This is a genomic window from Streptomyces silaceus (assembly GCF_001419745.1).
In the GTDB taxonomy this organism is placed as follows: Bacteria; Actinomycetota; Actinomycetes; order Streptomycetales; family Streptomycetaceae; genus Streptomyces; species Streptomyces silaceus.
Map to the genome: position 1 here is coordinate 1 of NZ_LIRJ01000047.1, position 26,146 is coordinate 26,146.

The window sequence follows — 26,146 nt, forward strand, 5'->3', positions numbered from 1 at the left end:
CACCGCCCCGCTCGACGGGGCCCCGGTGCCGATCGGCACCGCCATCGGCGGCACGCGTGTGCACGTCCTCGACGCGTCGCTGCGGCCCGTTCCCGAGGGCGCGGAGGGCGAGCTGTACGCGGCGGGCGAGGGCCTGGCGCACGGCTACCTCGGCGACCCGGGCCACACGGCCGAACGCTTCGTCGCCGAGGTCTCCGGCCCGCCCGGCAGCCGCATGTACCGCACCGGCGACCGGGTGCGCCGACTGCCCGGCGGCGTCCTGGAGTTCGTGGGGCGCGGCGACGACCAGGTCAAGATCCGGGGCTTCCGTGTCGAGCCGGGGGAGATCGTCGCGGCCCTGACCGGCCTCGACGACGTGGCCCAGGCCGTGGTCACCGCCCACCGCATGAGCTCCGGCGAACGCCGCCTGGTGGCGCACGTCGTGGGCGCGCCGGGCGCCGATCTCTCGCCGCTTGCCCTGCGCGCCCGGCTCATGGGCAAGCTGCCGGGGTACGCGGTGCCCGCGCTGATCCGGATCACCGACGCCCTGCCGCTCACCGGGAACGGCAAGGTCGACCGCAACGCCCTCGCGGCGGCCGACTCCCGCGAGCGCCCCGAGCTCAACGCGCCCCACCGCGAGCCCGGCACCCCGCTCGAGGAGGCCATGGTCCACCTGTGGACCGACCACATGGAACTCCTGGGGATCGGCGCCGACGACGACTTCTTCGAGCTCGGCGGCCACTCCCTGCTCGCGGTCGCGCTGATCACCGCGCTCAAGAAGGAGTACGGGATCGACATCTCCCCGCTGGACTTCTACCTGGACCCCAGCCCGGCCGGCCTCGCCCGGTCCCTGGAGAAGGCCGGGCTGACCCTGTGAGGATCACGGCACCCACCGCGCCCGACCGCGTCGACCTGGACCGGATCGACCTCCTCGACCCCCGCTTCCACGCCGACGGCGACCCCCACACGGTCTGGGCGGCCCTGCGCGACAGGGCCCCGCTGCACCGTCAGGAGCTGCCCGACGGCCGGGCCTTCTGGTCGGTGACCCGCTACGACGACGCCTGCCGTGTCCTCGGCGACCACGAGGCCTTCACCTCCGAACGCGGCAGCCTCATCGGCCAGCTCGGCCGCGACGACGCCGCGTCCGGCCGCATGCTCGTCGCCACCGACCCGCCCCGCCACACCGAGCTGCGCCGCCCCCTGAACCGGCTGTTCACCGGCAAGGCGCTGGCCAGCACCGAGGCGCGCATCCGGCAGGCGGTGCGCACGGTCCTCGCGCCCGCCGTGGACGGCGCGGAGTGGGACCTCGCCCGGCAGGCCGCGACGCTGCCGATGGCCGTCGCGGGGCTGCTGCTCGACCTGCCGGAGGAGGACTGGCCGCGGATCGTGCGCTGGACGGGCATGGCGGCGGCCCCCGAGGACCCCGAGTTCCGGATCAACAACGGTCCCACCACCCTGGCGGTCGCCCACCACGAACTGTTCGCCTACCTCACCGAGCAGCACCGGCTCCGGGCGGGCACCCCGGGCGACGACGCGTTCCGGCTCCTGATGACCATGCACGCCGGCGACGGGCCGCTCACCGTGGAGGAGGTCGTCGTCAACTGCTACAGCGTGCTGCTGGGCGCCAACGCCACCACCCCCCACACGGTGGCCGGCACGGTCCTCGCCCTCCTGGAACGCCCCGACAGCTTCCGGGCCGTGCGGCGGGACCCGGCGCTGATCCCCTCGCTCGTCGAGGAGGGGCTGCGCTGGACCTCCGCGGCCAGCAGCTTCCTGCGCCACGCGGAGCACGACGTCGAACTCGGCGGCGGCACGGTGCCCAAGGGCGACGCCGTCGCGGTGTGGGTCGGCTCGGCCAACCGCGACGCGTCCGTGTTCCCCGACCCCTACCGCTTCGACCCGGCCCGCACCGGCAACCGGCACATCGCGTTCGGCTTCGGACCGCACTACTGCCTCGGGGCGGCCGTCGCCCGGATCACCCTGCGCCTCTTCTTCGAGGAGGCCTTCGCCCTGGTCGACACCTGGGAACTGGCCGGTGAACCCCGCCACCTCGCGTCGAACTTCGTCGCGGGACTCACCGCGCTCCCCGTCCGCACCACGGTGCGCCCCGACACGTCCCGGCCGGCCGCATGAAGCCGTCCGCAGGAGAGGAACCCATGCAGCACACCTCCACGGACCTCCCGTCACCGCAGTCCCGGCTCACCGACGTCCTGCTGCCCATCTTCGGCGCCCATCTGCGGGCGCCGGACCTGTCGCCGGACGACGACTTCTACGCCCGGGGCGGCGATTCCCTGATCGCCCTCAAAGTCGTCAGTGACGCCCAGGAACAGGGCGTCGCCATGTCGCTGCGGGACCTCCTGTACTTCCCCTCGGTGCGGGAACTCGCCGCCCACCTCGCCGCGGAGTCCGGCGCACCGGCCGCGGATGCCACGGAGCCGGCCGCAGCGGAGCCGGCCGCGGCGGAGCCCTTCGCCCTGCTCGGCCCGAGCGACCGCGGCCTTCTGCCGAGGGGCGTCGTGGACGCCACGCCGGCCACCGCGCTCCAGGTCGGCATGGTCTACCTGTGCGAGGCGAGCGGGGACCCCGAGCTCTACCACTCGCTCATCGGCTGGGAGACGGTCGCGCCCTTCGACGAGGAGCTCTTCCGCCGGGCCCTGGCCGACCTGGTCCGGCGCCACCCCGCCCTGCGCTCCTCCTTCGACCTCGGCAGCCTCAGCGTCCCGGTCCAGCTGTTCTGGGAGACCGCCGACGTCCCGGTCACCGTCGAGCGGGTGACCGGCCCCGACGCGGCGCGCGAGCGGACCGCCCGCTGGCGCGAGCGGCGGCCCGGCCTGCCCATCGACTGGGGGAGGGCCCCGCTGTTCCGCTGCCACGTGGTGGCGGGGGACGGCTTCTTCCACGTCACGCTCGCCTTCCACCACACCGTCGTCGACGGCTGGAGCTACGGCCGGCTCATCGTCGACCTGCTCACGCTGTACGACGCGCGGCTCGGCGGGACCGACGCGGGCCTCGCGCCCCAACCCGGCACCGTGCACCACGACTTCGTCCGCGCCGAACAGGAGAGCCGCACCTCCGAAGCGGCGGCGGCCCACTGGCGGGAGCAGGCCGACGTGCCCGCACTGCTCCTGCAGCGCGGGCAGTTCAGCGGCGCGGCCGACGCCGTCGCCGAGGACGGCTTCGAGCTGCCCGCGGACCTCATGGAGCGGCTGCGCGAGGCGGCCCGCGACCTCGGCGTACCGCTCAAGGCCCTGGCCCTCGCCGCCCACGCGCGCGCCCTCGCCGACTGGAAGGGGCGCGAGCGGGACGTGACGACCGGCGTCGTCCTCAACGCCCGCCCCGACCGGCCCGGCGCGGACCTGGTGGTCGGCCTCTACCTCAACACCGTTCCGCTGCGCTTCCGTTCGCTCGCCGGGAGCTGGGCCGACCTCGCACGGACCGCGCTGGCCGCCGAGCGCAACGCCATGCCGTACCGCGCCTTCCCCCTCGCCGAGATCGAGACCCGGCTCGGCCGGCCCGCCTTCGACACCACCTTCAACTTCACGCACTTCCACATCTACCGCGACGCCGAGGCGCTGCCGTCCCTGACGGTGCGGTCCTGGTGGGTGCGGGGCAAGCCCAGCTTCCCCTTCCGCGTCGACTTCGAGGTCGACAGCTCCGAGGCCGGCGGCAGCCGCGTCGTCGTCGCCTTCGACCCCGCCCTCGTGGACCCCGGCGACGCCCGCCGCTACGCGCACCTCTTCGAGGCCGCCCTGCACGCCGCCGCCACGGACCCGCACGCCCGTCCGGCCCCGGACGCCACGCGGGCCGTCACCGCGGGAGGCACCCCGTGACGGCGACCGGGGCGGCCGAGCGCACCCTCGCCGTCGTCTACGACAAGGGCGCCGCGTCCCCCGGCGAGATCGGCGTCGGGCTGCGCGGCCTCGGGCACCTCGTCTTCCTCGTCCCCGACACCCCGCACGTCGCCCAGCTGCGCGGCGTACTCGAAAGCCTCGGCGACGTGGTGGAGCTGACCGGCGACCCCACCGACGACACCGCCCTCGTACGCCGCATCGCACCGGCCGCCCTGCTGACGTACAGCGAACCCATGCTGCGGACCACGGCCTCGCTCGCGGCCGCCGTCGGGCTTCCCTTCCACGACGTGGCGACCGCCCGCGTCCTCACCGACAAGGTCCGCCAGCGCGGCCTGCTGCGCGAGGCCGGGGTCGACGACGTCCGCACCCGGCCGCTGTCGTCCCCCGAGGAGTGGCCGCGCGTCCGCGAGGCCGTCGGGCTGCCCGCCGTCATCAAGCCGGTGCGCGGCGCGGCCAGCCGCAACACCCACGCGGTGACCGACGACGCCGAGGCCAGGGCGCTGCTCCCGAGGATCTTCGCCGCCGTGGACGGCGCGGACAGCGGGGGCGGGCCGCCGCTCATCGTCGAGGAGATGCTCCAGGGCAGGCCGAGCCTGCCCTACGGCGACTACGCGTCGGTGGAGAGCCTGTGCACCCCCCAGGGCGTGACCCATCTGGCGCTCTCCGGCAAGCTGCCGCTCCTGAGGCCGTTCCGCGAGTCGGGCCGCTTCTGGCCCACACACCTCCCGGACGGGGAACAGCGGGCGATCCTGGACCTGGTCTCCGGTGCGCTGAAGGCCCTCGGCGTGACCTACGGCCTCACCCACACCGAACTCAAGCTCACCTCCTCGGGCCCCCGGATCATCGAGGTGAACGGCCGGCTCGGCGGACACGTCAACGGCCTCGCCCGCACCGCATGCGGCACGGACCTGGTGCGCCTCGCCGCGCTCGTCGCCCTGGGCGAGCCCGTCGAGCCCCCGGTGCTGCGGCCCGCCCGCGTCCACTTCCAGCACCACGGCCTCGCGCCCACCGAGCCGTGCGTCCTCGAAGCCGTGCACGGCGCCGAGGAGCTCCGGAACCTGCCGGGCGTCGACGGCTACCGCACCTTCACCCGCGTCGGCGAACGGCTGCCGGGCGGTGTCCTCACGCACGAGATGGACGTCGTCTGGGGGACGGCCCCCACGCACGACGCGATGACGGCGACCCTGGACCGCGCACTGTCGGTGCTGTCCTACGACTTCCGCTTCTCCCACGGAGTCCGCCGGACCAGTGCCGCGGAGCTGCGCGACAGCGGCCTCCCCGGAACGAGACCGATCGGAGCACCCGCACGGTGATCACCACAACTCCCTTGCCGCGCACGGCGGAACAGCTCGTCACGGAACTGTTCTCCGTCATCGACGACCGCAGATGGGACGACCTGCCCACGGTCTTCGCCCCGGACTGCGTCTACGCCCGCCCCGGCTACGAGCCGCTCACCGGCCTCGCCGACATCGACCGCTTCTACCGGCACGTCCGGATCATCTCCGCCGGCCGGCACCACGTCGAGCGGGTGGTGTCCGACCTGGGATCGGCCGCCTGCTGGGGCCGCTTCACCGGTGAGGACCACTCCGGACGCCCCCTGGACGAGGGGTTCGCGGACACGTACACGGTGCGGGACGGAAAGATCGTCCACCGCACGACGTACTTCTTCCGCGCCGCCATCTGACCTTCCCCGCACGGCTGTTGCCGCACCCGACGGAGTGGATGCCCCATGGAAGCTGTCCGGCCCGAGACGGCGGGACCGGTCGCGCTGAGCGACCCCCGAACCGGCGAACACCTCGCCGAGGTGCCCTTGATGCCGCTCACCGGTGTCGAGGACGTGGCCCGCGCCGCCGCCGAGGCGTTCCCCGGCTGGGCGGGGACACCCCTGGCCGAGCGGTGCGCCCTCGTCCTGGACATGGCCCGGCACCTGGAGAAGGACATCGACGACCTCGCTCCCGCGTTCAGCCAGGAGCACGGCAAGACACGGGACGAGGCCGCCGCCGAGCTGGCCCGCGCCGTCGAGATGCTGCGCTGGGCCGCCGCGGCGGCCCAGGAGGTGACCGCCGACTCCCCGCTGACCGAGCGCGGGGGAGCGCGGCGGACCGTGACCGTCGAGCCCGGCGGCCCGGTCCTCGCGATCGTCCCGTGGAACTTCCCCGCGATCGTCCTCGCCCGGAAGATCGGCCCGGCCCTGGTCATGGGCTGCCCCGTCGTCGTCAAGGCGCCCGACGAGACGCCCGCGGTGGCCGCCGCGTTCGGCCGGGCGGCCACCGCGGCCGGACTGCCCCCGGGCACCGTCCGGTTCGTCCACACGAGCCCTTCGGTGGCCGACGCCCTCGTGCGGCGCCCGGAGTTCGCCACGGTGACCTTCACCGGGTCCACCCGGGTCGGCCGGCTCGTCGCCGCCTCCGCGGCGGCCACGCTCACCCCGTGCGTCCTGGAACTGGGCGGCCACGCCCCGGCCGTCGTCACCGCGGACGCCGACCTGGACGCCGCCGTGGCGGCCCTGGCCCCGGCGAAGTTCGGCTCGACCGGGCAGAGCTGCGGCGCGCCGAGCCGGTTCCTGGTGGACCGCAGGGTCCACGACGCGTTCGTCGACAAGCTCGTCGCGCACGCCCCTCTCCGCGACGACCAGCGCACTCCCTCGGGCGCGCCGGGCACGATGGGCCCCCTCAACAACGCCCGTCAGCGCGAGCGGATCCACGCCCTCGTGCGCGACGCCGTGCGCGGGGGAGCCCGGGTGAGGCTCGGCGGGACCGTCCCGGACGGGCCGGGCCACTACTACCCGGCCACCGTCCTCACGGACGTGCCGCCGGACGCCCGTGTCCTCGCCGAGGAACCGTTCGGGCCGATCGCCCCCGTGCTCGCGTACGACGACGAGGACACCGCCGTCGCCCTGGCGAACAGCACCGAGTACGCCCTGTCCGCCTACGTCTTCGGCGACCCGCGGCGCACGGAGCGCCTGTGCCGTGCCCTCGACGCGGGCAGCGTCTCCCTCAACTGCGCGGCGGGCGCGGCACCGGACGCCCCGCTCGGCGGCCGTGCGGCCAGCGGATACGGCTACGAGGGCGGCGACCAGGGGCTGTTGGCCTTCGGCCGGCTGAAGATCCGCGCGACGGGGGGCCGCTGAAGCCGCTCAGCGCGCGGTCGTCGAAGGCCCCTCGGAGTCCTCCGCCAGGAACTCCTCCACGGCCCGGACGAACTCGTCGGGAGCCGCCTCGTGGACCAGGTGCCCCACCGGGAAGGTGACCAGACGCCCGTCGGGAACGCGCCGGGCGAGCTCGGCGAGGCCTGCCTGGGGCACATGGCTGTCCGGGCCGCCCGCGACGACGAGGGTCCTGGCCGTGATCAGCCCGAGCCCGTCCAGCCACCGCGGATCGGGCGTGTCGATCTGGCTCCTGACGGCGCCCACCAGATCCCAGTCGAAGTCCAGCTCGCCCTCGGGCCGGGCCGCGGGAAAGGGCTCACGGGGAAGGGGGAGCGGGGCCTCCTCCAGGACGAGCCGGCCCACCTGATCGGGCCGCTCCTGCGCGAGCAGGTAGGACACGATGCCGCCCATCGAATGCCCGATCAGATCGACCCTGCCGAGCCCCAGCGCGTCCAGGGACGCGAGCACGTCGTCCTTCATCAGCTCCAGCGAGTACGTCCCCGGCCAGTCGCTCCGCCCGTGCCCGCGCAGGTCGAAGGCGTACACACGGCTGCGCCGGGCCAGCGCGGGAGCCACCTCGTCCCAGGTGCCGGCGTGCTCGCCCATCGAGTGCAGAAGAACGAGGGGCGGCCCCTGCGGCGGCCCGGACACCCGGCAGGCGAGCCGGATGCCTGCCACGTCCACGGTGCGGTGATCGACCATGTCCCGAGTCTAGACGGGCTGTTCGCGCACGAGCCGGGGCGTTCAGCGGTGTCGCCGCAGGGCCTTGCGGGTGTCCTCGGCGGCGTAGGCGAGGGTCAGGCGCCAGGTCGCCAGCTTGTCCCGCACCTTCGACGCGAACTTCCGCCACTTGAACCACGGCGGCAGCCGTCGGAACGGTACGAACGTCAGCGTGTCGTCGACGGCGTTCTCCGCGAGACCTCTGTGCCCCTCCGCGCGCAGCGCCTCGTACAGCTCCGGCGTCAGCTCGCCGTTGACCCGGGCCGCGGTGCCGGCCGCGGTGTACGCGAACCCCCGCTGAGCGCGGTCCGGCAACCGCATCGCCTTGATGATCCGGGGCGAGGCCTCGGCCGGCGGGCAGTTGAAGGCCAGGCCGATCGCCGCCGTGCCGAGGTGGGGCTCGCCGCGCTCGTACGCCGCGTCCCAGGCGGCGGGGTCGTCCATGCCCAGCAGACCCTCGCCGCTCTCCCAGTTCCATGCAGACGCCATGCCCCGACTTCCTCCGCTGCTCCGTCACCCATCGCACGCCGGCGGGAGCACATTCTGCTTCCTCTTGTTGTTGATCATCTCGTTCACGTGGTCCGCGCCGACGCGCCGGAAGCCGTCCGGGTCGCTGCCGTCGCCCCGGGGGATGGACCGGTCCGGCGCGGCCCGGCCGTTCGCGGGACGCCTCAGCTCAGCGCCGCCCGCGCGATCCGCTCGGCCACCGCGTTCATGCCCTCGCCCTTCGCGTCGGTCGCGTTGACCGAGTGGACGAGGGTGCGGCGGCCGTCCTCGGTGGCGGCGATGATGGTGGTGTAGCCGTAGCGGGCACCGGTCTTGAGCCAGACCACCCGGTCGCCGATCCGCATGCGCTGGAGGCCCGCGCCGAAGGCGGCGCCGTCGATCTCCTCCGGCGCCGTGAGCATCTCCTTCAGCTGTGGCTCCGGCAGGACCTCGCCGCCGAACAGGGCCCGCGTGAACACCTCCAGGTCGGCCGTGGAGGAGATCATGTCGCCCGCCGCGAACCGGTCGTACTGGTTCCACTCGGTGACGTCGACGAGGCGGGTGGTGCCGTCCGCCCGCTTCATCGTCTGGTAGCCGCGGTTGTGCGGACCGCGGATGCGGGGGTCGGTGCCGGGGAAGTACGTGTCCCGCATGCGGAGCGGCCCGAAGATCCGCTCCTCGGCCTGATGCGCGTACGAGTCCCCGGTGACCTTCTCGATCAGCAGGCCGAGCACGGTGTAGCCGATGTTGCGGTAGTGCTGCTCGTCGCCGGGGGAGTGCTCGGGCCCCTTGGCGACGGCGGAGGCGACGACGGTCCTCGGGTCCAGCGTGTCGTAGCGGTGCGCGAACTCGTCGTCGAAGCCGTCGCCGGACTTCAGGCCGCTCGTGTAGTTGAGCAGGCTGCGTACGGAGACGGGCTCGAACTTCTCCGTGAGCAGGCCCGGCAGGTAGTGCTGCACCGGCTCGTCGAGGTCGAGCCGGCCCTCGGCGACGAGCTGCAACGCCACCGCCGCGGTCACGATCTTCGTGACGGAACCGGCGCGGAAGCGGCCGTGCGGATCGGCCTTGCGGTGCGTGACCAGGTCGTGGACGCCGGAACTGCCGCGCCAGGTCCCGTCCGTGCCGCCGACGCGGACGAGGGACTTCACGGTGACTCCTGGATCGGCTGGGATTCCGGTCCCCTCATCCTGGTGATCATGAGCACGCGGCGGATCGTCGGCGAGGAGGGGACGGACCCGGGCAGCCGTCGGGGTCAACAGGAGCTCTGCCCAAGGGTGTTGCCGGGGGAGTCCCCTAGGGGAGCGCGGGGCGCAGGGCGTGCAGGACGTCGACGCGGTTCGTGGTGACGGAGTCGACGCCCGCGTCGAGCAGACGGCGCATCGAGCGGCGGGTGTCCGGCGTCCAGGCGGAGATCAGGAACCCCTCGCGGTGCACCTGGAAGGCCAGCTCACGGTCGACCAGCGGGAAGCGGTAGTTGAGCCAGCGCGGCTTGAGCGCATCGAGCAGGGCGCGGCGCGGCGGGGCCAGGCTCGTCCAGGTCAGCGCGATCTCGGCCGCGGGGTCCGCGGCGCGCACCGCGAGCATCGTCTGCGCGCCCGCGCAGTAGTAGACGCGCTCGGCGGCCCCGCAGTCCGCGACGGCGCCGACGACGGCGCGCACCGACGCGGGCGTCGCACCCGGCAGATCGATCATGATCCGGTGCCCGTCCGTGGCCTTCAGGGCCGCTTCGAGCGTCGGTACGCCGCCCTCGGTGAGCCCGTCGACCTCCGCCGCGGACAGCGCGGCGAGCGGACGTTCGTACCCCCAGAGCCGCTTGAGCGTCTCGTCGTGCAGCAGCACGGGTACGCCGTCGCGGCTCAGGCGGACGTCGATCTCCACCGCGTCCGCGCCCCGGTCGAGCGCGGAGCGCAGGGACGGGATCGTGTTCTCGCGGACGCGGTAGGGATCGCCTCGGTGGGCCACAGCAGTCACGGTGCGCATGGGCCCATTGTGGTGCCGCCGTTACGGGGCGAGCCAGGTCTCCGTGTACGTGTCGATCTCGGCGGCGATGCGGTCCTTGCCGGCCCGGTCGAGGAAGGAGGCCTCGACGGCGTTCTTGGCGAGGTCCGCGATGCCGCGCTCGTCGAGGCCGAGGAGGCGGGCCGCGACGGCGTACTCGGTGTTCAGGTCGGTGCCGAACATGGGCGGGTCGTCGGAGTTGATCGTGACGGTCACGCCCGCCTCGACGAACTGCTTGAGGGGGTGCTCGTCGAGGGTGGCGACCGCGCGCGTCGCGATGTTCGAGGTCGGGCAGACCTCCAGCGGGATGCCGTGCGCGGCGAGGTGCGCGAGCAGCTTCGGGTCCTGCGCCGAGCTGGTGCCGTGGCCGATGCGCTCGGCGCCGAGGTGGGTCAGGGCGTCCCAGACGGTCTCGGGGCCCGTGGTCTCGCCGGCGTGCGGGACCGAGTGCAGGCCCGCCGCGATGGCCTGGTCGAAGTAGGGCTTGAACTGCGGGCGCGGCACGCCGATCTCGGGCCCGCCGAGCCCGAAGGAGACCAGGCCCTCGGGGCGCAGCTTGTCGGTGGTGGCGAGCCGGAGCGTCTCCTCGGCCGACACGAGACCGGCCTCGCCGGGGATGTCGAAGCACCAGCGCAGCACGGTGCCGAACTCGCCCTCGGCGGCCTTGCGGGCGTCCTCGATGGCGTCCATGAAGGCGCGGTCGTCGATGCCGCGGCGCACGGAGGAGTACGGGGTGATGGTCAGCTCGGCGTAGCGGACGTTCTGCCGGGCCATGTCACGGGCCACCTCGAAGGTGAGGAGGCGGACGTCGTCCGGGGTGCGGATCAGGTCCACGACGGAGAGGTACACCTGGATGAAGTGCGCGAAGTCCGTGAACGTGAAGTAGTCGGCCAGCGCCTCGGGGTCGCTGGGCACGGAGGAGTCCGGGTGCCGGGCCGCCAGTTCGGAGACGATGCGCGGGGAGGCCGACCCGACGTGGTGCACGTGCAGTTCCGCCTTGGGCAGTCCTGCGATGAAGGCGTGCGGGTCTCGGTCGGTCGACGCCGTGGGCGTCCGCTGCTGCTCGGTCACGGTTTCCTCCCCAGGAACGGGCTTGATCGGCTGATCGGTGGGTCGGCCTCATCGTAGGCGGCGTTCGGCGCGGGAAAAGCGGGGGCCGTAGCATGACGGAACGTACGAAAGAGGTGACCCGTCATGTCCGCCAAGTCCGAGGACGACGCCGTTTCCGGTGCTGAGACGCCTTCCGGCGCGGATGCGCCGTCGGGCGCCGAGGCGCCGGAGGAGCGGGATCCGTGGGCCCCGCCGCCGGAGGACCGGGTGCGGCTGGAGAAGCGGGGGGCGTGGGCCGCGCCGGTTCCGGGCGGCGCGCCAGCGTCGGGCGGTGCACCGGCTTCGGGCGGCGCGCCCGGGGCGCAGGCGGCTCCTGATCCGTCGGCCGATGCGTCGACCGGTCCGTCGGTGCACGATCAGTGGACCATCGCGTCGGTGCCGGAGGTGCCGGAGGCGCAGCAGGGCGCTCCGGGGGCGTACCCGGGCGCGTACCCAGGGACGTATCCGGGCGCTCCGCTGCCGCCCGGACCCGCCGTGGACGCCAATCCCTTCGCGGCGCCGGGAGAGCCGGTGCCGCCGCCCCCGCTCTCGCCGGACGGCCCGGGACAGATGCCGTACGGCTACCCGGGGCAGCCGGGTCCGGCCGGCCGGCAGGGCTACCCGGGCGCTCAGGGCGGCTATCCCGGCTATCCCGGATACCCGGGGTACCCCGGCGCCCACGGCGGCCCCGGCTACGGCTGGCCCGCCATGCCGATGGCCCCGGCGAACGGCATGGGCGTGACGGGGCTGGTCCTCGGCATCATCGCGGCGGTCGGCTTCTGCCTGTGGCCGCTGGCGATCGTCCTCGGCATCCTCGCGGTGATCTTCGGAGCGGTGGGCCGCGGCAAGGCGCGGCGCGGCGAGGCGACGAACGGCGGCCAGGCCCTCGCGGGGATCATCTGCGGCGCGGTGGGCATCGTCCTGGGCGTGGCCCTGCTGGTCATCCTGATCGTGGTGCCGGACGAGGAGTCGGACGCGGGCTCCTCGGACGACCCGGGCTACTCGGCGACGCTGGTCGTGGGCTCCCAGGACGGGGCGGACGCGCGGGACAGGTGACGCACGCCGCCACCTGTCGCCGAGCCGCCTGCCTCAGGCCCGCGAGCCCCGCCCGCACGCATCCGCCCCGCGTACACCCGCCCGTGCCTACACCCGCTCCCGCGCCTCCATCAGCGCGAAGCCCAGCAGATTCGGGCCCCGCCACTTCGCCGGGTCCCCGATCCGCGGGTCGTCCGCCGCCAGGCCCACGCCCCACACCCGGTCCAGCGGGCTGGCCTCCACCAGGACCCGTCGCCCCGTCCCCACGAGGAACTCCCGCAGCGCCGGATCCGACGTGAACTTGTGGACGCCGCCCTCGGCCACGATCCCGAACCGCTCCCGCTCCCACGTCGCCTCGTCGAAGCCCCGCACGAGCCGCCCCGCGTTCTTCGCCTCGGCGGGCGTCCGCGCCGCGAGCACCGTCCGCTCCGCGTCCGCGTCGCCGAAGAGGCGGGCCTTGCCGGCCATCATCCAGTGCTCGGCCGTCGCGTACGACACGCCGTCGACCGTGAAGGGGGACGGCCACCACTGGCTGAGGCAGCTCGGGCCCGGCGTGCCGTCCCGGCGCGGGGTGTGCCCCCAGAAGTACAGGTACGTGATCCGCTCCCCGGCGCGCGCAGCGCCGACCAGCTCCTCCACCGAGCGGACCGAGTCGATCTTCGTCATGACACGCGAGTCTGGCACGCACCACGGACACTCCGTCCTTGGTTTTCCGGGCCGACTCGACACCTGGTCGACAGATTCCGTCGCGTAACCAAAAGGCAACTACGGAATCACTTGTTGGACTACCACCGCTCTGTCAGGATCGGCACTCAAATCGATCTGGAGCTACGCCGGTCCCCGCCGCACGGGGAGCTCGGCGGAGGAGAGCGTCATGCACAACTTCCAGGCGCAGGACCACTTCGCGGACGGCGCGCAGTACATCGCGGGGCAGCTGACCAAGGGGACGTCCGGGAACACCCACGCCGTCGTCGACCCCGCCACCGGCGACGAGGTCTACGCGTACGAACTCGCCGGAAAGGACGACGTCGACGCCGCCGTCGCCGCGGCCGCCGAGGCGTTCCCCGGCTGGGCGGGCGCCACCCCGGGCGAGCGCTCCGACGCGATGCACCGCTTCGCGGGCGTGCTGGCCGACCGGGCCGAGGAGTTCGCGCAGGCCGAGTCGCTGCAGTGCGGCAAGCCGATCAAGCTGAGCCGGGAGTTCGACGTCCCCGGCACCGTCGACAACGCCGCCTTCTTCGCGGGCGCGGCCCGCCATCTGCAGGGCCAGTCGGCCGGCGAGTACACCGGCGACCACACCTCGTACGTACGGCGCGAGCCCATCGGTGTCGTCGGCTCCATCGCGCCCTGGAACTACCCGCTCCAGATGGCCGCCTGGAAGGTCCTGCCGGCGATCGCGGCCGGCAACACGATCGTCCTCAAGCCCGCCGAGCTCACCCCCTTCACCTCGCTCCTGTTCGCGCGGGCCGCCACCGAGGCGGGCATCCCGGCCGGTGTCGTCAACATCGTCTCGGGCGCGGGCCGGGACGCGGGCGAGCACCTCGTCGGGCACCCGGACGTCGCGATGACCTCCTTCACCGGCTCCACCGGCGTCGGCAAGCGTGTCGCCGAGATCGCCACCGCCACCGTCAAGCGCCTCCACCTGGAGCTCGGCGGCAAGGCGCCCTTCGTGGTCTTCGACGACGCCGATCTCGACGCCGCCGTGCACGGCGCGGTCGCCGGCGCCCTCATCAACTCGGGCCAGGACTGCACCGCCGCCACGCGCGCGTACGTCCAGCGCCCGCTGTACGACGCCTTCGTGGCGGGCGTCGCCGACCTGATGGCGAGCGTGCGGCTCGGTGACCCCTTCGACCCGAGCACCGACATGGGCCCGCTCATCTCGCACGTGCACCGCGACCGCGTCGCCGGTTTCGTCGACCGGGCCCGCTCCTACGCGCGCGTGGTCACCGGCGGCGAGGCGCTCCAGCACCCCGGCGCGTACTACAAGCCCACCCTCATCGCGGACGCCGCGCAGCACAGCGAGATCGTGCAGTCCGAGATCTTCGGCCCGGTCCTCGTGGTGCTGCCCTTCGACAGCGACGACGAGGGCATCCGGCTCGCCAACGACACGCCCTACGGCCTCGCCGCCTCCGCCTGGAGCCGCGACGTGTTCCGCGCCAACCGCGCGACCCGCGAGATCAAGGCCGGGTGCGTCTGGGTCAACGACCACATCCCGATCCTCAGCGAGATGCCGCACGGCGGCTACAAGGCGTCCGGCTACGGCAAGGACATGTCCGCGTATTCGTTCGAGGAGTACACGCAGGTCAAGCACGTCATGTTCGACAACACCGCGGTGGTCCGCAAGGACTGGCACCGCACGATCTTCGGGGACCGATAGCCAACAGCCGACAGGCCGCCCGACCAGCGGCCGGCTCCCTCCCGAAAGGGCAACCACGCGCATGGAGCAGTACGAGCCCGAACGCCTGTCCCCGGCCCAACTGGCCGCCATGCACCGCAGCCTGAGGAACGGCAGGGGCGCCCTGACCCGCCGTTCCCTGCTGCGCGCCACCACCGGCGGCGCGCTCGCCGTCGGCGGGCTCGGGGCGCTCGGCGCCTGCGGGATCCCCGCGGCGGGCAAGGGCCAGGGCGGTGTCTCGGCCGAGGACCACTCGGCCAAGGAGAAGCGGATCGACTTCTCCAACTGGACCGAGTACATGGACGTCGACGAGAAGGACAAGAACCGTCGGCCGACCCTCGCGGCGTTCACGAAACGCACCGGGATCACGGTCAAGTACACGGAGGACATCAACGACAACGTCGAGTTCTTCGGGAAGATCAAGCCGCAGCTCGCCGCGGGCCAGGACACCGGGCGCGACCTCATCTGCGTCACCGACTGGCTGGCGGCCCGGCTCATCCGCTTCGGCTGGGTCCAGAAACTGGACCCGGCCAACCTGCCGCACGCCTACACGAATCTGTCGTCCCAGTTCCGCGACCCCGACTGGGACCCCGGCCGCGCCTACTCGTACCCCTGGACCGGTATCTCCACCGTCATCGCGTACAACAAGAAGGCGACCGGCGGGAAGAAGATCACCTCGGTCTCCGACCTGCTCGACGACCCCGAGCTGAAGGGCCGCGTCGGGTTCCTCTCCGAGATGCGCGACACCGTCGGCATGACGCTCATCGACATGGGCAAGGACCCCGGGGACTTCTCCGACGACGACTTCGACGCGGCGATCGCCCGCCTCCAGAAGGCCGTCGACAAGAAGCAGATTCGCCGCTTCACCGGCAACGACTACACCTCGGACCTCGACAAGGGGGACATCGCCGCGTGCATCGGCTGGGCCGGTGACATCGTGCAGCTGAAGGCCGACAACCCCGACGTCGACTTCCACATCCCGGACCGCGGCTACATCACCTCCACGGACAACCTGCTCGTCCCCAACAAGGCGCGCCACAAGCGCAACGCCGAGCGGCTCATCGACTACTACTACGAGCCGGAGCCGGCCGCCCGCCTCGCGGCGTACATCAACTACGTGTGCCCGGTGGACGGAGTCCAGGACGCGCTCGCGAAGATCGACGAGGACGCGGCGTCGAACCCGCTGATCATTCCCGACAAGGAGATGAAGGCGAAGTCCCGGGCGTTCAGGTCGCTGACGCCGAAGGAAGAGACCGCGTACGAAGAGAAGTTCGCGAAGCTGACCGGCGCGTAGGCGGCTGCGCTTCGGCGTGCATTCGTCCGCGGCTCTCGTGTGGTTGCTCGCGCAGTTCCCCGCGCCCCTTACGGGGCCACTCCTCCCGCTCCTCGATTTCCCTGGACCCCACCATGACCTCTGCTCAGGAACCCGGCGGCGACGTCCGTCTCTCCGGGATCAGCAAGACCTACGGCTCCTTCACCGCCGTGCACCCGCTCGACCTCACCGTGCCGCAGGGCTCGTTCTTCGCGCTGCTCGGCGCGTCCGGCTGCGGCAAGACCACCACGCTCCGCATGATCGCGGGCCTGGAGGAGCCCAGCTCCGGCACGGTCCGCCTCGGCGACCAGGACGTCACGGCCCTGCCCCCGTACAAGCGGCCCGTGAACACCGTCTTCCAGTCGTACGCGCTCTTCCCGCACCTCGACATCTTCGAGAACGTCGCCTTCGGCCTGCGCCGCCGCGGCATCAAGTCCGTGAAGAAGCAGGTCGGCGAGATGCTCGACCTCGTCCAGCTCGGCGAGCAGGCCCGCAAGAAGCCGCACCAGCTCTCCGGCGGCCAGCAGCAGCGCGTCGCCGTCGCCCGCGCGCTCATCAACCACCCCAAGGTGCTCCTCCTCGACGAGCCGCTCGGCGCCCTCGACCTCAAGCTGCGCCGCCAGATGCAGCTGGAGCTCAAGCGCATCCAGACCGAGGTCGGCATCACCTTCGTGCACGTCACGCACGACCAGGAGGAGGCCATGACGATGGCCGACACCGTGGCCGTGATGAACGGCGGCCGCGTCGAGCAGCTCGGCGCCCCCGCCGACCTCTACGAGAACCCCCGGACCACCTTCGTCGCCAACTTCCTCGGCACCTCGAACTTCATCGAGGCCGAGATCGGCGGCACCAGCGGCGACGACATCGTCCTCAAGGCCGGGGACGGCAAGCTCGTGCTGCCCGCCGCCCGATGCAGCGCCCCGACCACGGCCGGCGGCAAGGTCCTGGTCGGCATAAGGCCCGAGAAGATCTCCCTGACGCACGCGGACGACGCGGGGGAGATTCCCGAGGGCCGCAACCGCATCACCGGCCGCATCGCCGACAGCAGCTTCATCGGCGTCTCCACGCAGTACGTGGTCGACAGCCCGCTCTGCGACTCCTTCGAGGTGTACGCGCAGAACATCGAGCGCGACGGCCGCCTCGCCCCGGGCGCCGAGGTCGTCCTGCACTGGAACCCGGCGCACACCTTCGGCCTGGACGCGGCCCAGGACGTCGAGGCGGGCGTCGAGAAGGTCGAGGAGGACGCCTCCGCATGACGACCGTGACCGACGCACCACCCCCCAAGGCGCCCGTCCCCGAGGACGCGCCTCCACCGCGCAGGCTCCGCAGGCGCGGCCGGTTCGTGCCCTACTGGCTGCTGCTCCCCGGCATCCTCTGGCTCGTCGTCTTCTTCGCGCTGCCGCTGGTCTACCAGGCGTCGACGTCCGTGCAGACCGGGTCGCTCGAAGAGGGCTTCAAGGTCACCTGGCACTTCGCCACCTACTGGGACGCGCTCACCGACTACTGGCCGCAGTTCCTGCGCTCGGTGCTCTACGCGGGCGCCGCCACGGTCCTGTGCCTGCTGCTCGGCTATCCGCTCGCGTATCTCATCGCGTTCCGCGCGGGCCGCTGGCGCAACCTCATCCTGGTCCTCGTCATCGCGCCGTTCTTCACCAGCTTCCTCATCCGTACGCTGGCGTGGAAGACGATCCTCGCCGACGGCGGACCCGTGGTGGGCGCCCTCAACTCCCTGCACGTCCTGGACGTCACCAGCTGGCTGGGCGTCACCGACGGCGACCGGGTCCTCGCCACGCCGCTCGCGGTGATCTGCGGACTCACGTACAACTTCCTGCCGTTCATGATCCTGCCGCTCTACACCTCGCTGGAGCGCATCGACGGCCGCCTCCACGAGGCCGCGGGCGACCTCTACGCCTCCCCGGCCACGACCTTCCGCAAGGTCACCTTCCCGCTCTCCATGCCCGGTGTCGTCTCCGGGACGCTGCTCACCTTCATTCCGGCGGCGGGCGACTACGTGAACGCCGATCTGCTCGGCTCCACCGACACGCGCATGGTCGGCAACGTGATCCAGACGCAGTTCCTGCGCATTCTCGATTACCCGACGGCCGCGGCGCTCTCCTTCATCCTCATGGCCGCGATCCTCTTCATGGTGACCTTCTACATCCGCAAGTCGGGGACGGAGGATCTCGTCTGATGGCCGCTTTCTTCCGCTGGCTGCGGCGCAATCTCGTCGTCATCGCGGGCCTCTTCACGCTCGCCTATCTGCTGCTGCCGAACGTGATCGTGACGGTCTTCTCCTTCAACAAGCCGAAGGGGCGTTTCAATTACTCCTGGCAGGAGTTCTCGCTCGACGCGTGGAAGGACCCGTGCGGGGTCGCCGACATGTGCGGTTCGCTCTCGCTGAGCCTGCAGATCGCCACGTGGGCGACGATCGGGGCGACCGTCCTCGGCACGATGATCGCCTTCGCCCTGGTGCGCTACCGCTTCCGGGCGCGCGGCGCGGTGAACTCGCTGATCTTCCTGCCGATGGCGATGCCCGAGGTCGTCATGGCCGCCTCGCTGCTCACGCTCTTCCTCAACATGGGCGCTCAGCTGGGCTTCTGGACGGTCCTGATCGCCCACATCATGTTCTGTCTCAGCTTCGTGGTGACCGCCGTCAAGGCACGTGTCATGTCGATGGACCCCCGCCTGGAACAGGCCGCACAGGACCTCTACGCCGGTCCCGTCCAGACGTTCCTGCGGGTGACCCTGCCGATCGCCGCGCCCGGCATCGCGGCGGGCGCGCTGCTCGCCTTCGCGCTCTCCTTCGACGACTTCATCATCACGAATTTCAACGCGGGCTCGACTGTGACGTTCCCCATGTTCGTCTGGGGATCCGCACAGCGGGGAACGCCCGTTCAGATCAATGTGATCGGTACGGCGATGTTCCTCGTCGCGGTCCTGCTCGTGGTCGCCGGAATGCTGATCGGCAGGCGCCGCGGCAAGCAGTCCCAGTAATCCAGATCAGCAAGCAACCTGAGTAATCCAGATCAGAACCCAGCAGTTCCTGAAGGAGTGGAAATCATGGCCCCTGGCGCCATGACCCGTTGGACCAAGTCTCTCTCCGACGCCCAGCCGGTCTCGTACTGGCTGGACGACCCCGGCAGGCCCGCCCCCGAGCCCGCGCTCACCGGCGACGACCGGTGCGACCTCCTGGTCGTCGGCGGCGGGTACAGCGGCCTGTGGACCGCGCTCATCGCCAAGGAGCGCGACCCGCGCCGCGAGGTGGTCCTCGTCGAGGGCCGCGAGGCGGGCTGGGCCGCCTCCGGCCGCAACGGCGGCTTCTGCGCCGCCTCCCTCACGCACGGCATCGCCAACGGCCTGTCGCGCTGGCCCGGCGAGATCGACACGCTGGAGGAGCTGGGCGCCCGCAACCTCGACGAGATCGAGGCGGCCGTCAAGCGCTACTCCATCGACTGCGACTTCGAGCGCACCGGCGAGATCGACGTCGCCACCGAGCCGCACCAGCTGGCCGAGCTGCGCGAGATGTACGACGAGATGGCCGAGCGCGGCCTCGCGGGCGGCTCCGAGCTCCTCGACGCGGACGCGCTGCGCGAGCAGGTCGACTCGCCCACCTTCCTCGGCGGCCTCTGGGACCGCGACGGCGTCGCCATGCTGCACCCGGCGAAGCTCGCGTGGGGCCTCAAGCGGGCCTGCCTGGAGAAGGGCGTCCGCGTCTACGAGCACACGCCCGCGCTCCAGCTGGCCTCGGCCGGCGCGGGCATGGCGGTCCGTACGCCGTACGGCCGGGTCTTCGCCCGCCAGGTCGCGCTCGCCACGAACGTCTTCCCGTCGCTGGTCAAGCGCATCCGCTCGTACACCGTCCCGGTCTACGACTACGCGCTGATGACGGAGCCGCTGACCGACGAGCAGCTGGCGTCGATCGGCTGGAAGAACCGCCAGGGGCTCGGCGACAGCGCCAACCAGTTCCACTACTTCCGGCTCTCCGCCGACAACCGCATCCTGTGGGGCGGCTACGACGCGATCTATCCGTTCGGCGGCAAGGTGCGCGCCGAGTACGACGACCGCCCCGAGACGTACGCGAAGCTCGCCGGGCACTTCTTCACCTGCTTCCCGCAGCTGGAGGGCGTCCGCTTCACGCACGCGTGGGGCGGCGCGATCGACACGTGCTCGCGCTTCTCCGCGTTCTTCGGTACGGCGCACAAGGGCCGTGTCGCGTACGCGGCGGGCTACACGGGCCTCGGCGTCGGCGCCACGCGGTTCGGCGCGGACGTGATGCTGGACCTGCTCTCCGGCGAGCGCACGGAGCGCACGAGCCTGGAGATGGTCCGCACGAAGCCGCTGCCGTTCCCGCCCGAGCCGTTCGCGTGGACCGGGGTGGCACTGACCAAGTGGTCGCTCGCGCGCTCCGACGCCAACGGCGGCAAGCGGAACCTCTGGCTCAAGACGATGGACAAGGTGGGCCTGGGCTTCGACAGCTGAACCGTCCACCCGGTGCGGGCCCGCGGTGCGTGCTCGACCGGCGTACGCCCCGCCGGTGAGATGTGATCCGGTTCACCCCCACGGGGTGGCCGAACCCGCGTAATGCTCCGCCCCCGGGCCCCTCTCCTCTGTGACACGCAACAGCCGTCCCACGGACGGCACTGATCGCACAGAGAGGGAGGTCCGGCCATGACTGGCTCAGGTGGCCCGGGGGCGAAGTCGGCGGTCGAATGGCTCGTATCGGTGGCACCGGATCCCGATGCCTGCCGGTGGGAGTGGGAGCGCAATCACCTGGGGGTCGCGCTGCTGCCGGCCGGCCGGCGCTGGGACGTGCTGATCCTGCCGGGCGAGCTCGGCTATCCCACGCTCGACGTGCTGACCCGCTGCATCGACCGCCCCGGCCCGGTCCTCGCCGACTTCGGGGACGCGCGCATGGGCTTCTTCGTGCCGCCGGGCACGGTGGCCCGCTGGCTCGGCACGGGCGTACGCGGCGCGGGCCGCGGCACCTGGATCGTCGTGCCCTACCCGGGCCGGGCCACGGGCGGTGTCCGCTGGCTCGTCGCCCCGGACGGCTCGGGCACGCTGACGGATCCGGGGCTGCTCGAACTCGCGATGCACGAGGCGGCCGCGGGGCTCGCCCGCGACGCGCGGGATCCGCAGGACGCGCGGGACGAGGGGGAGTGAACTGCCTGAACCCTTGACAACTTAATTGGTCTGGACCAAGTTGGGCGCGCGCCACCCTCCAATCCCCCCATGTCCGGAGGCAGTTGTGGACCGCTCGCTGATAAGCCATGTCAGACGCACGACCCTTGCCATCGCCGCGGCGCTCGCTCTCGCCGCGCCCGCGGTGACCTCGGCGACCGCGCAGGCCGCCGACGCCGCCCCGAAGGCCCCCGCCGCGTCGAAGACCCCCGCTTCGCCGAAGGCCGCCGCCGGCCACACCCTCGTCGGCTATCTGCACACCAGCTTCGCCAACGGCTCCGGCTACACCCGGCTCGCCGACACCCCCGACAGCTGGGACATCATCGACCTCGCCTTCGGCGAGCCGACCTCCGCCACCTCGGGCGACATCCGCTTCGACCTCTGTCCGAAGACCGAGTGCCCGAACGTCGAGACCAAGGACGAGTTCAAGGCCGCGATCAAGGCCAAGCAGGCCGCGGGCAAGAAGGTCCAGATCTCCATCGGCGGCCAGAACGGCCAGGTCCAGCTGACGACGACCGCGGCCCGGGACAAGTTCGTCTCCTCGGTCTCGGCGATCATCGACGAGTACGGACTCGACGGCCTGGACATCGACTTCGAGGGCCACTCCCTCTCGCTGAACGCCGACGACACGGACTTCAAGAACCCGAAGACCCCCGCCATCGTGAACCTCATCTCGGCGGTGAAGACCCTCAAGGCCAAGTACGGCTCCGGCTTCACGCTCACGATGGCGCCCGAGACCTTCTTCGTGCAGCTGGGCCACCAGTTCTACGGCACCGGCAAGTGGGGCGGCCAGGACCCCCGCGCGGGCGCCTACCTCCCGGTCATCCACGCCCTGCGCGACGACCTCACGCTGCTGCACGTCCAGGACTACAACTCCGGCCCGATCATGGGCCTGGACGACCAGTACCACTCCATGGGCGGCGCGGACTTCCACATCGCGATGACGGACATGCTCCTGACCGGCTTCCCGGTGGCGGGCGACAAGAACAACGTCTTCCCGCCCCTGCCCCCCGAGAAGGTCGCCATCGGCATGCCCGCCTCCGTCAACGCGGGCAACGGCCACGTCTCGACCGGTGAGGTGAACAAGGCCCTGGACTGCCTGACGAAGAACACCAACTGCGGCACCTACAAGCCCCACGGCACCTGGCCCGCCCTGAGCGGCCTGATGACGTGGTCCATCAACTGGGACCGCTTCAACAACTGGGAGTTCTCGAAGAACTTCGACGCGTACTTCGGCTGACGCGCCGTCTCCCGCACGGCCGACGCACCACTCGTACGTGAGGGGGGGCGATCGCGGGCTACTCCGCGGTCGCCCCTCGCCCGTACCGCGCGATCACCAGCACCATCACCTGCAACAGCACCCCGCACACCAGCCAGGACGCCACCACGTCCAGGGGCCAGTGGTAGCCGCGGCGGATCAGGCCGAGGGCGATCGCCGCGTTCAGCAGGGCGCAGGTGAGGGTCAGACCGCGGCGGGTACGGGTGCCGCGCAGCAGGGGGAGGAGCAGGAGGGTCGCCGCGCCGTAGGCCACCATCGCCGTCGCCGCGTGGCCCGAGGGGTAGTAGCCGTCGCCCGTCATGCCGGGCGGGCCCGTGCGGCCGACCGCTGCCTTGAGGGGGGCGACGAGGGCCGGGACCAGGGCCATCGCGACGGCCGCGGCCAGCGGTGGCAGCCACCAGCGGAACGCGTCCGCGCGCCGGCCGCGCCAGGCGACGTACGCGAGGACGGCGGCGAGGACCGGCACGGCCACCGGGATGTTGCCGAGGTCGGCGAGGAACTCCGCGGCGCGGTCGGGGACGCGGCTGCCCGCGAGGGCCCGTCCCGCGCGTTCGTCGGCGCGGCGCAGCGGGCCGTCGACGACGACCTGCCAGGTGAGGAGCGCGAACAGCAGCGCGCACACGGAGAGGAAAAGGGTCGGCCGCCCGGGAACAGGGGGGGTGGTTCCGGGGCGGCCGAAATGACCGGGGTGCCGCGCGCCCCGGGGGGTTTGGGGCGGGCGGCGATCCGATCGGTGAGGAGTTCCGGAACCAGAGGTCCCGGGTGTGTGCGCGAAGGCACGGCCAGGGCGGGGCTGGGGAGGCTCCGCGCCGGCGTCGCCCACAGTCCCCTGTGGGCGGGGTGTTTCTCTCATCTGCAGAAACCGTACGGCAGGTCTTCGCGGGCCGACAGACAGAACGGCATCCCGTCATCGTGCCCGCACACGTTCTTCACACGCCCCGACGGTGACCACGGGCCACGGCGTCCGCACGGCGCGGGGTCCGCACACGTCAGGGCCCGTTCCGGCGGTGCGGAGGGCCCTGACGCGTGCCGGACGACAGGGGTCAGACGCGGGCGAACGCGCCTTCGATGATGTCCAGGCCCTCGTTCAGCAGTTCGTCGCCGATGACCAGCGGCGGCAGGAAGCGCAGCACGTTGCCGTACGTGCCGCAGGTGAGGACGAGCAGGCCCTCCGCGTGGCAGGCCTTGGCGAGGGCCGCGGTGGCCTCCGGGTTCGGCTCCTTGGTCGTGCGGTCCTTGACCAGCTCGATGGCGATCATGGCGCCGCGGCCCCGGATGTCGCCGATGACGTCGAACTTCTCGGCCATGGCGGACAGGCGGGCCTTCATCGTCGACTCGATCGCCTTCGCCTTGGCGTTGAGGTCGAGCTCCTTCATGGTCTCGATGGCGCCGAGCGCACCGGCGCAGGCCACCGGGTTGCCGCCGTAGGTGCCGCCGAGGCCGCCGGAGTGCGCGGCGTCCATGATCTCGGCGCGGCCCGTCACGGCGGCGAGCGGCAGACCGCCCGCGATGCCCTTGGCCGTCGTGATCAGGTCCGGGACGATGCCCTCGTCCTCGCAGGCGAACCACTGGCCGGTGCGGCAGAAGCCGGACTGGATCTCGTCCGCGACGAAGACGATGCCGTTGTCGTTGGCGAACTTCACGATCTCCGGCAGGAAGCCCTTGGCGGGCTCGATGAAGCCGCCCTCGCCGAGCACCGGCTCGATGATGATCGCGGCGACGTTGTCGGCGCCGACCTGCTTGGTGATCATGTCGATGGCCTGCTTGGCGGCCTCCGGGCCGGCGTTCTCGGCGCCGGTCGGCCAGCGGTAGCCGTAGGCGACCGGGACGCGGTAGACCTCGGGCGCGAACGGGCCGAAGCCGTGCTTGTACGGCATGTTCTTGGCCGTCAGCGCCATCGTGAGGTTGGTGCGGCCGTGGTAGCCGTGGTCGAAGACGACGACGGCCTGGCGCTTGGTGTGCGCACGGGCGATCTTGACCGCGTTCTCGACGGCCTCGGCGCCCGAGTTGAACAGCGCCGACTTCTTCTCGTGGTCACCCGGCGTGAGCTCGGCCAGCGCCTCGGCGACGGCGACGTAGCCCTCGTACGGCGTGACCATGAAACAGGTGTGGGTGAAGTCCTGGAGCTGGGCGCTCGCCCGGCGCACCACGGCCTCGGCGGAGGCGCCGACGGAGGTCACGGCGATGCCGGAGCCGAAGTCGATCAGACGGTTGCCGTCGACGTCCTCGATGATGCCACCGCCCGCGCGCGCGGTGAAGACGGGCAGTACGGAGCCCACGCCGCCGGCGACCACGGCGGTACGGCGGGCCTGCAGCTCCTGCGACTTCGGACCGGGGATGGCGGTGACGAGGCGACGCTCCTGCGGGATCTCGCTCATGCGGGGCTCCTGGTTCTGGGGGGTTGGACGGCTGCGCCGGCGCTCATTCCGGTTTCGCCTGGTTCTTCGGGGGTTTCTTCGCAGATTAGGAGCGCGGGGCGGGGGCGGTCATGCTCCATCGGGGTGGGATTGTGTCGCGCCGTTGTCCGACTTGGACACATGCCCGGGCCCGGCCGTCCGGGCCGATCGGGCGCGTAAGCGGTGAACTCCCCTCCTACGGGCACTACATTGAGCGCGGATCGACGGACGGACCGGCAGGTCAGGGGGCAAGGGCGATGGACACCGAGGGCACGCACGGGGCACGCGACGGACAGCGGGCCGCACCGGTGCCGCGCCCGGCGCCGCCCGCCGTCCCCACCACACCGCCCATGCCCCGGCAGGCCCCCGGCGCCGCCGCGTGCGTGCCCTCCTCCGGCGCCGCGGAGGCCCCCGTCTCCACAGCCGAATGGCTCGCCACGCCCCGTCCGAAGACCGCGCCGGGCATCTGGCGCTACGGCTACCGGCCCCCGGAGCCCGACGCCGACGCTGAGGGCACCGACCGGCGCCTCGTCGTCGGCATGGTGATCTCCACCGTGCTCGGCCTGGTGTTCTGGTCGCTGTGGCGTCAGGGCAGCATCCCCTACCAGTGGGCCCCGCTGAAGCTGTTCACACCGGGGGACTGGTGGTGGGCCGGCAGCGCCCAGCCCAAGGCCTGGCAGGGCATGGACGCCCGGACCGTCTACGACGGGATCGTCTTCGGCGCCGTCGTCTACACCGTGGGCCGGCTCGGCGCCTGGCCCGAGGCGATCCGGCACTTCGTGGTGCGGCGGCCCCAGCCGTCCCGTGCCGTGCTCGCCTCCGTCGGGGCGGTCGGCGTCCTGGTCTTCGTCTGGCCGGACGCCCTCGGACTCGACACGCGCCCGCTGCCCGTCGTCGACCCCGTCCTGTCCCTGGTCTCCCTGGTCGCGGGCGGCCCCGAGGCCCTGTCCTCGGTCGTGCTCACCGACACCGTGTACGTGGTGATCACGGTCGCCGTGCTGTGGCCCTTCGCCCGGATCGGCGGCTGGTGGCAGGCCGTCCGCGACAGCAGGACCACGACCGCACGGCGGCCCGCCGCCCCGCCCCGCCCCGCCGACGCGCCGACCCGCGCCCACTGGCCCGAGCTGCGTGCGGCCGGCCACGACAAGACGGCCGACCTGCTCTCCCTCGAACTGGTCAGCGGCCGCATGAACGACGTCGACTGCGCCCGCGTCACCCACGCCTGGCGCACGGCCGCCCCCGACCCGGCCGCCCTCGCCACCTTCGTGGACACCGTC

At 72.2% G+C, this 26,146-nt stretch carries 22 protein-coding genes and 2 pseudogenes; 16 read left to right on the forward strand and 8 right to left on the reverse strand.

All coding sequences use genetic code 11. The annotated features are described in order from the left end of the window. The 6 genes from AOK22_RS05385 to AOK22_RS05410 all read left to right on the forward strand — a co-directional run. On the forward strand, nt 1-856 hold an 856-nt coding region (locus AOK22_RS05385; protein ID WP_157872180.1), incomplete at its 5' end, for a non-ribosomal peptide synthetase. Beyond that, nucleotides 853-2,112, forward strand: a complete 1,260-nt coding sequence (locus AOK22_RS05390) for a cytochrome P450 (protein WP_055697404.1) — start codon at nt 853-855, stop codon at nt 2,110-2,112. The genes AOK22_RS05385 and AOK22_RS05390, both read left to right, overlap by 4 nt. 23 nt (nt 2,113-2,135) lie before the next feature. Continuing rightward, on the forward strand, nt 2,136-3,809 hold the full coding sequence (locus tag AOK22_RS05395) for a condensation domain-containing protein (RefSeq protein ID WP_055697405.1): 1,674 nt from the start codon (nt 2,136-2,138) through the stop codon (nt 3,807-3,809). Next, nucleotides 3,806-5,143, forward strand: coding sequence for an ATP-grasp domain-containing protein (locus tag AOK22_RS05400; RefSeq protein ID WP_055697406.1), 1,338 nt, complete (start codon nt 3,806-3,808; stop codon nt 5,141-5,143). The genes AOK22_RS05395 and AOK22_RS05400 overlap by 4 nt, the downstream gene beginning before the upstream one ends. After that, entirely contained in the window at nt 5,140-5,514 is a 375-nt protein-coding gene (locus AOK22_RS40720; RefSeq protein ID WP_202818468.1) for a nuclear transport factor 2 family protein, read from the forward strand. Before AOK22_RS05400 ends, AOK22_RS40720 begins: the two co-directional genes overlap by 4 nt. Nucleotides 5,515-5,559: 45 nt before the next feature. Beyond that, nucleotides 5,560-6,960, forward strand: a complete 1,401-nt coding sequence (locus tag AOK22_RS05410; RefSeq protein WP_055697408.1) for an aldehyde dehydrogenase family protein — start codon at nt 5,560-5,562, stop codon at nt 6,958-6,960. Between the two features lie 6 nt (nt 6,961-6,966). On the opposite strand, the gene AOK22_RS05415 is transcribed toward AOK22_RS05410, so the two are convergent. The 5 genes from AOK22_RS05415 to AOK22_RS05435 form a co-directional block, all read right to left on the reverse strand. Continuing rightward, the gene (locus AOK22_RS05415; protein WP_055697409.1) at nt 6,967-7,680 is read right to left on the reverse strand and encodes an alpha/beta fold hydrolase; all 714 of its coding nucleotides are present in this window, start codon (nt 7,678-7,680) and stop codon (nt 6,967-6,969) included. A gap of 42 nt (nt 7,681-7,722) precedes the next feature. Beyond that, nucleotides 7,723-8,187 (reverse strand): hypothetical protein, encoded by a 465-nt coding sequence (locus AOK22_RS05420; protein ID WP_055697410.1) that lies wholly within the window; start codon nt 8,185-8,187, stop codon nt 7,723-7,725. 182 nt (nt 8,188-8,369) lie between these two features. After that, complete coding sequence (locus AOK22_RS05425; RefSeq protein ID WP_079036356.1) at nt 8,370-9,443, reverse strand: serine hydrolase domain-containing protein; 1,074 nt, start codon at nt 9,441-9,443, stop codon at nt 8,370-8,372. A gap of 34 nt (nt 9,444-9,477) precedes the next feature. Beyond that, nucleotides 9,478-10,164 (reverse strand): glycerophosphodiester phosphodiesterase, encoded by a 687-nt coding sequence (locus AOK22_RS05430; RefSeq protein ID WP_055697412.1) that lies wholly within the window; start codon nt 10,162-10,164, stop codon nt 9,478-9,480. Between the two features lie 21 nt (nt 10,165-10,185). Further along, the gene (locus AOK22_RS05435) at nt 10,186-11,253 is read right to left on the reverse strand and encodes an adenosine deaminase (RefSeq protein WP_055697413.1); all 1,068 of its coding nucleotides are present in this window, start codon (nt 11,251-11,253) and stop codon (nt 10,186-10,188) included. 123 nt (nt 11,254-11,376) lie between these two features. On the opposite strand from AOK22_RS05435, the gene AOK22_RS05440 reads away from it, so the two are divergent. Further along, a complete protein-coding gene (locus AOK22_RS05440; protein ID WP_055697414.1) occupies nt 11,377-12,327 on the forward strand; it encodes a DUF4190 domain-containing protein in 951 nt (316 codons plus the stop codon). Between the two features lie 87 nt (nt 12,328-12,414). Here the strand turns inward: AOK22_RS05440 and AOK22_RS05445 are convergent, their stop codons facing one another. Further along, the gene (locus AOK22_RS05445) at nt 12,415-12,972 is read right to left on the reverse strand and encodes an NADAR family protein (protein ID WP_055697415.1); all 558 of its coding nucleotides are present in this window, start codon (nt 12,970-12,972) and stop codon (nt 12,415-12,417) included. Nucleotides 12,973-13,180: 208 nt separating this feature from the next. On the opposite strand from AOK22_RS05445, the gene AOK22_RS05450 reads away from it, so the two are divergent. From AOK22_RS05450 to AOK22_RS05485, 8 genes and pseudogenes are all read left to right on the forward strand, one after another. Next, nucleotides 13,181-14,683, forward strand: a complete 1,503-nt coding sequence (locus tag AOK22_RS05450; protein WP_055697416.1) for a gamma-aminobutyraldehyde dehydrogenase — start codon at nt 13,181-13,183, stop codon at nt 14,681-14,683. 61 nt (nt 14,684-14,744) lie between these two features. After that, on the forward strand, nt 14,745-15,995 hold the full coding sequence (locus tag AOK22_RS05455) for a polyamine ABC transporter substrate-binding protein (RefSeq protein WP_055697417.1): 1,251 nt from the start codon (nt 14,745-14,747) through the stop codon (nt 15,993-15,995). A gap of 113 nt (nt 15,996-16,108) precedes the next feature. After that, nucleotides 16,109-17,269 (forward strand): ABC transporter ATP-binding protein, encoded by a 1,161-nt coding sequence (locus tag AOK22_RS05460; protein ID WP_055697418.1) that lies wholly within the window; start codon nt 16,109-16,111, stop codon nt 17,267-17,269. Beyond that, a complete protein-coding gene (locus AOK22_RS05465; RefSeq protein WP_055697419.1) occupies nt 17,266-18,204 on the forward strand; it encodes an ABC transporter permease in 939 nt (312 codons plus the stop codon). Before AOK22_RS05460 ends, AOK22_RS05465 begins: the two co-directional genes overlap by 4 nt. Then, entirely contained in the window at nt 18,204-19,007 is an 804-nt protein-coding gene (locus AOK22_RS05470; RefSeq protein ID WP_055697420.1) for an ABC transporter permease, read from the forward strand. Before AOK22_RS05465 ends, AOK22_RS05470 begins: the two co-directional genes overlap by 1 nt. Nucleotides 19,008-19,073: 66 nt before the next feature. Then, the gene (locus tag AOK22_RS05475) at nt 19,074-20,492 is read left to right on the forward strand and encodes an NAD(P)/FAD-dependent oxidoreductase (RefSeq protein ID WP_055697421.1); all 1,419 of its coding nucleotides are present in this window, start codon (nt 19,074-19,076) and stop codon (nt 20,490-20,492) included. A gap of 189 nt (nt 20,493-20,681) precedes the next feature. Beyond that, nucleotides 20,682-21,176, forward strand: coding sequence for a hypothetical protein (locus AOK22_RS05480; RefSeq protein ID WP_055697422.1), 495 nt, complete (start codon nt 20,682-20,684; stop codon nt 21,174-21,176). Between the two features lie 253 nt (nt 21,177-21,429). Further along, a pseudogene (locus tag AOK22_RS05485) lies at nt 21,430-22,434 on the forward strand (chitinase); the annotation flags it as partial. A 58-nt stretch (nt 22,435-22,492) separates the two neighbouring features. Here the strand turns inward: AOK22_RS05485 and AOK22_RS05490 are convergent. Both AOK22_RS05490 and gabT read right to left on the reverse strand, forming a co-directional pair. After that, a complete protein-coding gene (locus tag AOK22_RS05490; protein WP_055697423.1) occupies nt 22,493-23,095 on the reverse strand; it encodes a phosphatase PAP2 family protein in 603 nt (200 codons plus the stop codon). A gap of 421 nt (nt 23,096-23,516) precedes the next feature. Continuing rightward, nucleotides 23,517-24,851 (reverse strand): 4-aminobutyrate--2-oxoglutarate transaminase, encoded by a 1,335-nt coding sequence (gene gabT, locus AOK22_RS05495; RefSeq protein WP_055697424.1) that lies wholly within the window; start codon nt 24,849-24,851, stop codon nt 23,517-23,519. 275 nt (nt 24,852-25,126) lie between these two features. On the opposite strand from gabT, the pseudogene AOK22_RS05500 reads away from it, so the two are divergent. After that, a pseudogene (locus AOK22_RS05500) lies at nt 25,127-26,146 on the forward strand (ATP/GTP-binding protein); the annotation flags it as partial.

What these genes read in the sequence shown, in the direction of transcription:
- AOK22_RS05395 (WP_055697405.1), top strand. Translation starts at nt 2,136, where the DNA reads ATGCAGCACACCTCCACGGACCTCCCGTCACCGCAGTCCCGGCTCACC.
- AOK22_RS05410 (WP_055697408.1), top strand. Translation starts at nt 5,560, where the DNA reads ATGGAAGCTGTCCGGCCCGAGACGGCGGGACCGGTCGCGCTGAGCGAC.
- AOK22_RS05415 (WP_055697409.1), bottom strand. Translation starts at nt 7,680, where the DNA reads ATGGTCGATCACCGCACCGTGGACGTGGCAGGCATCCGGCTCGCCTGC.
- AOK22_RS05420 (WP_055697410.1), bottom strand. Translation starts at nt 8,187, where the DNA reads ATGGCGTCTGCATGGAACTGGGAGAGCGGCGAGGGTCTGCTGGGCATG.
- AOK22_RS05430 (WP_055697412.1), bottom strand. Translation starts at nt 10,164, where the DNA reads ATGCGCACCGTGACTGCTGTGGCCCACCGAGGCGATCCCTACCGCGTC.
- AOK22_RS05440 (WP_055697414.1), top strand. Translation starts at nt 11,377, where the DNA reads ATGTCCGCCAAGTCCGAGGACGACGCCGTTTCCGGTGCTGAGACGCCT.
- AOK22_RS05445 (WP_055697415.1), bottom strand. Translation starts at nt 12,972, where the DNA reads ATGACGAAGATCGACTCGGTCCGCTCGGTGGAGGAGCTGGTCGGCGCT.
- AOK22_RS05450 (WP_055697416.1), top strand. Translation starts at nt 13,181, where the DNA reads ATGCACAACTTCCAGGCGCAGGACCACTTCGCGGACGGCGCGCAGTAC.
- AOK22_RS05455 (WP_055697417.1), top strand. Translation starts at nt 14,745, where the DNA reads ATGGAGCAGTACGAGCCCGAACGCCTGTCCCCGGCCCAACTGGCCGCC.
- AOK22_RS05460 (WP_055697418.1), top strand. Translation starts at nt 16,109, where the DNA reads ATGACCTCTGCTCAGGAACCCGGCGGCGACGTCCGTCTCTCCGGGATC.
- AOK22_RS05465 (WP_055697419.1), top strand. Translation starts at nt 17,266, where the DNA reads ATGACGACCGTGACCGACGCACCACCCCCCAAGGCGCCCGTCCCCGAG.
- AOK22_RS05470 (WP_055697420.1), top strand. Translation starts at nt 18,204, where the DNA reads ATGGCCGCTTTCTTCCGCTGGCTGCGGCGCAATCTCGTCGTCATCGCG.
- AOK22_RS05475 (WP_055697421.1), top strand. Translation starts at nt 19,074, where the DNA reads ATGGCCCCTGGCGCCATGACCCGTTGGACCAAGTCTCTCTCCGACGCC.
- AOK22_RS05480 (WP_055697422.1), top strand. Translation starts at nt 20,682, where the DNA reads ATGACTGGCTCAGGTGGCCCGGGGGCGAAGTCGGCGGTCGAATGGCTC.
- gabT (WP_055697424.1), bottom strand. Translation starts at nt 24,851, where the DNA reads ATGAGCGAGATCCCGCAGGAGCGTCGCCTCGTCACCGCCATCCCCGGT.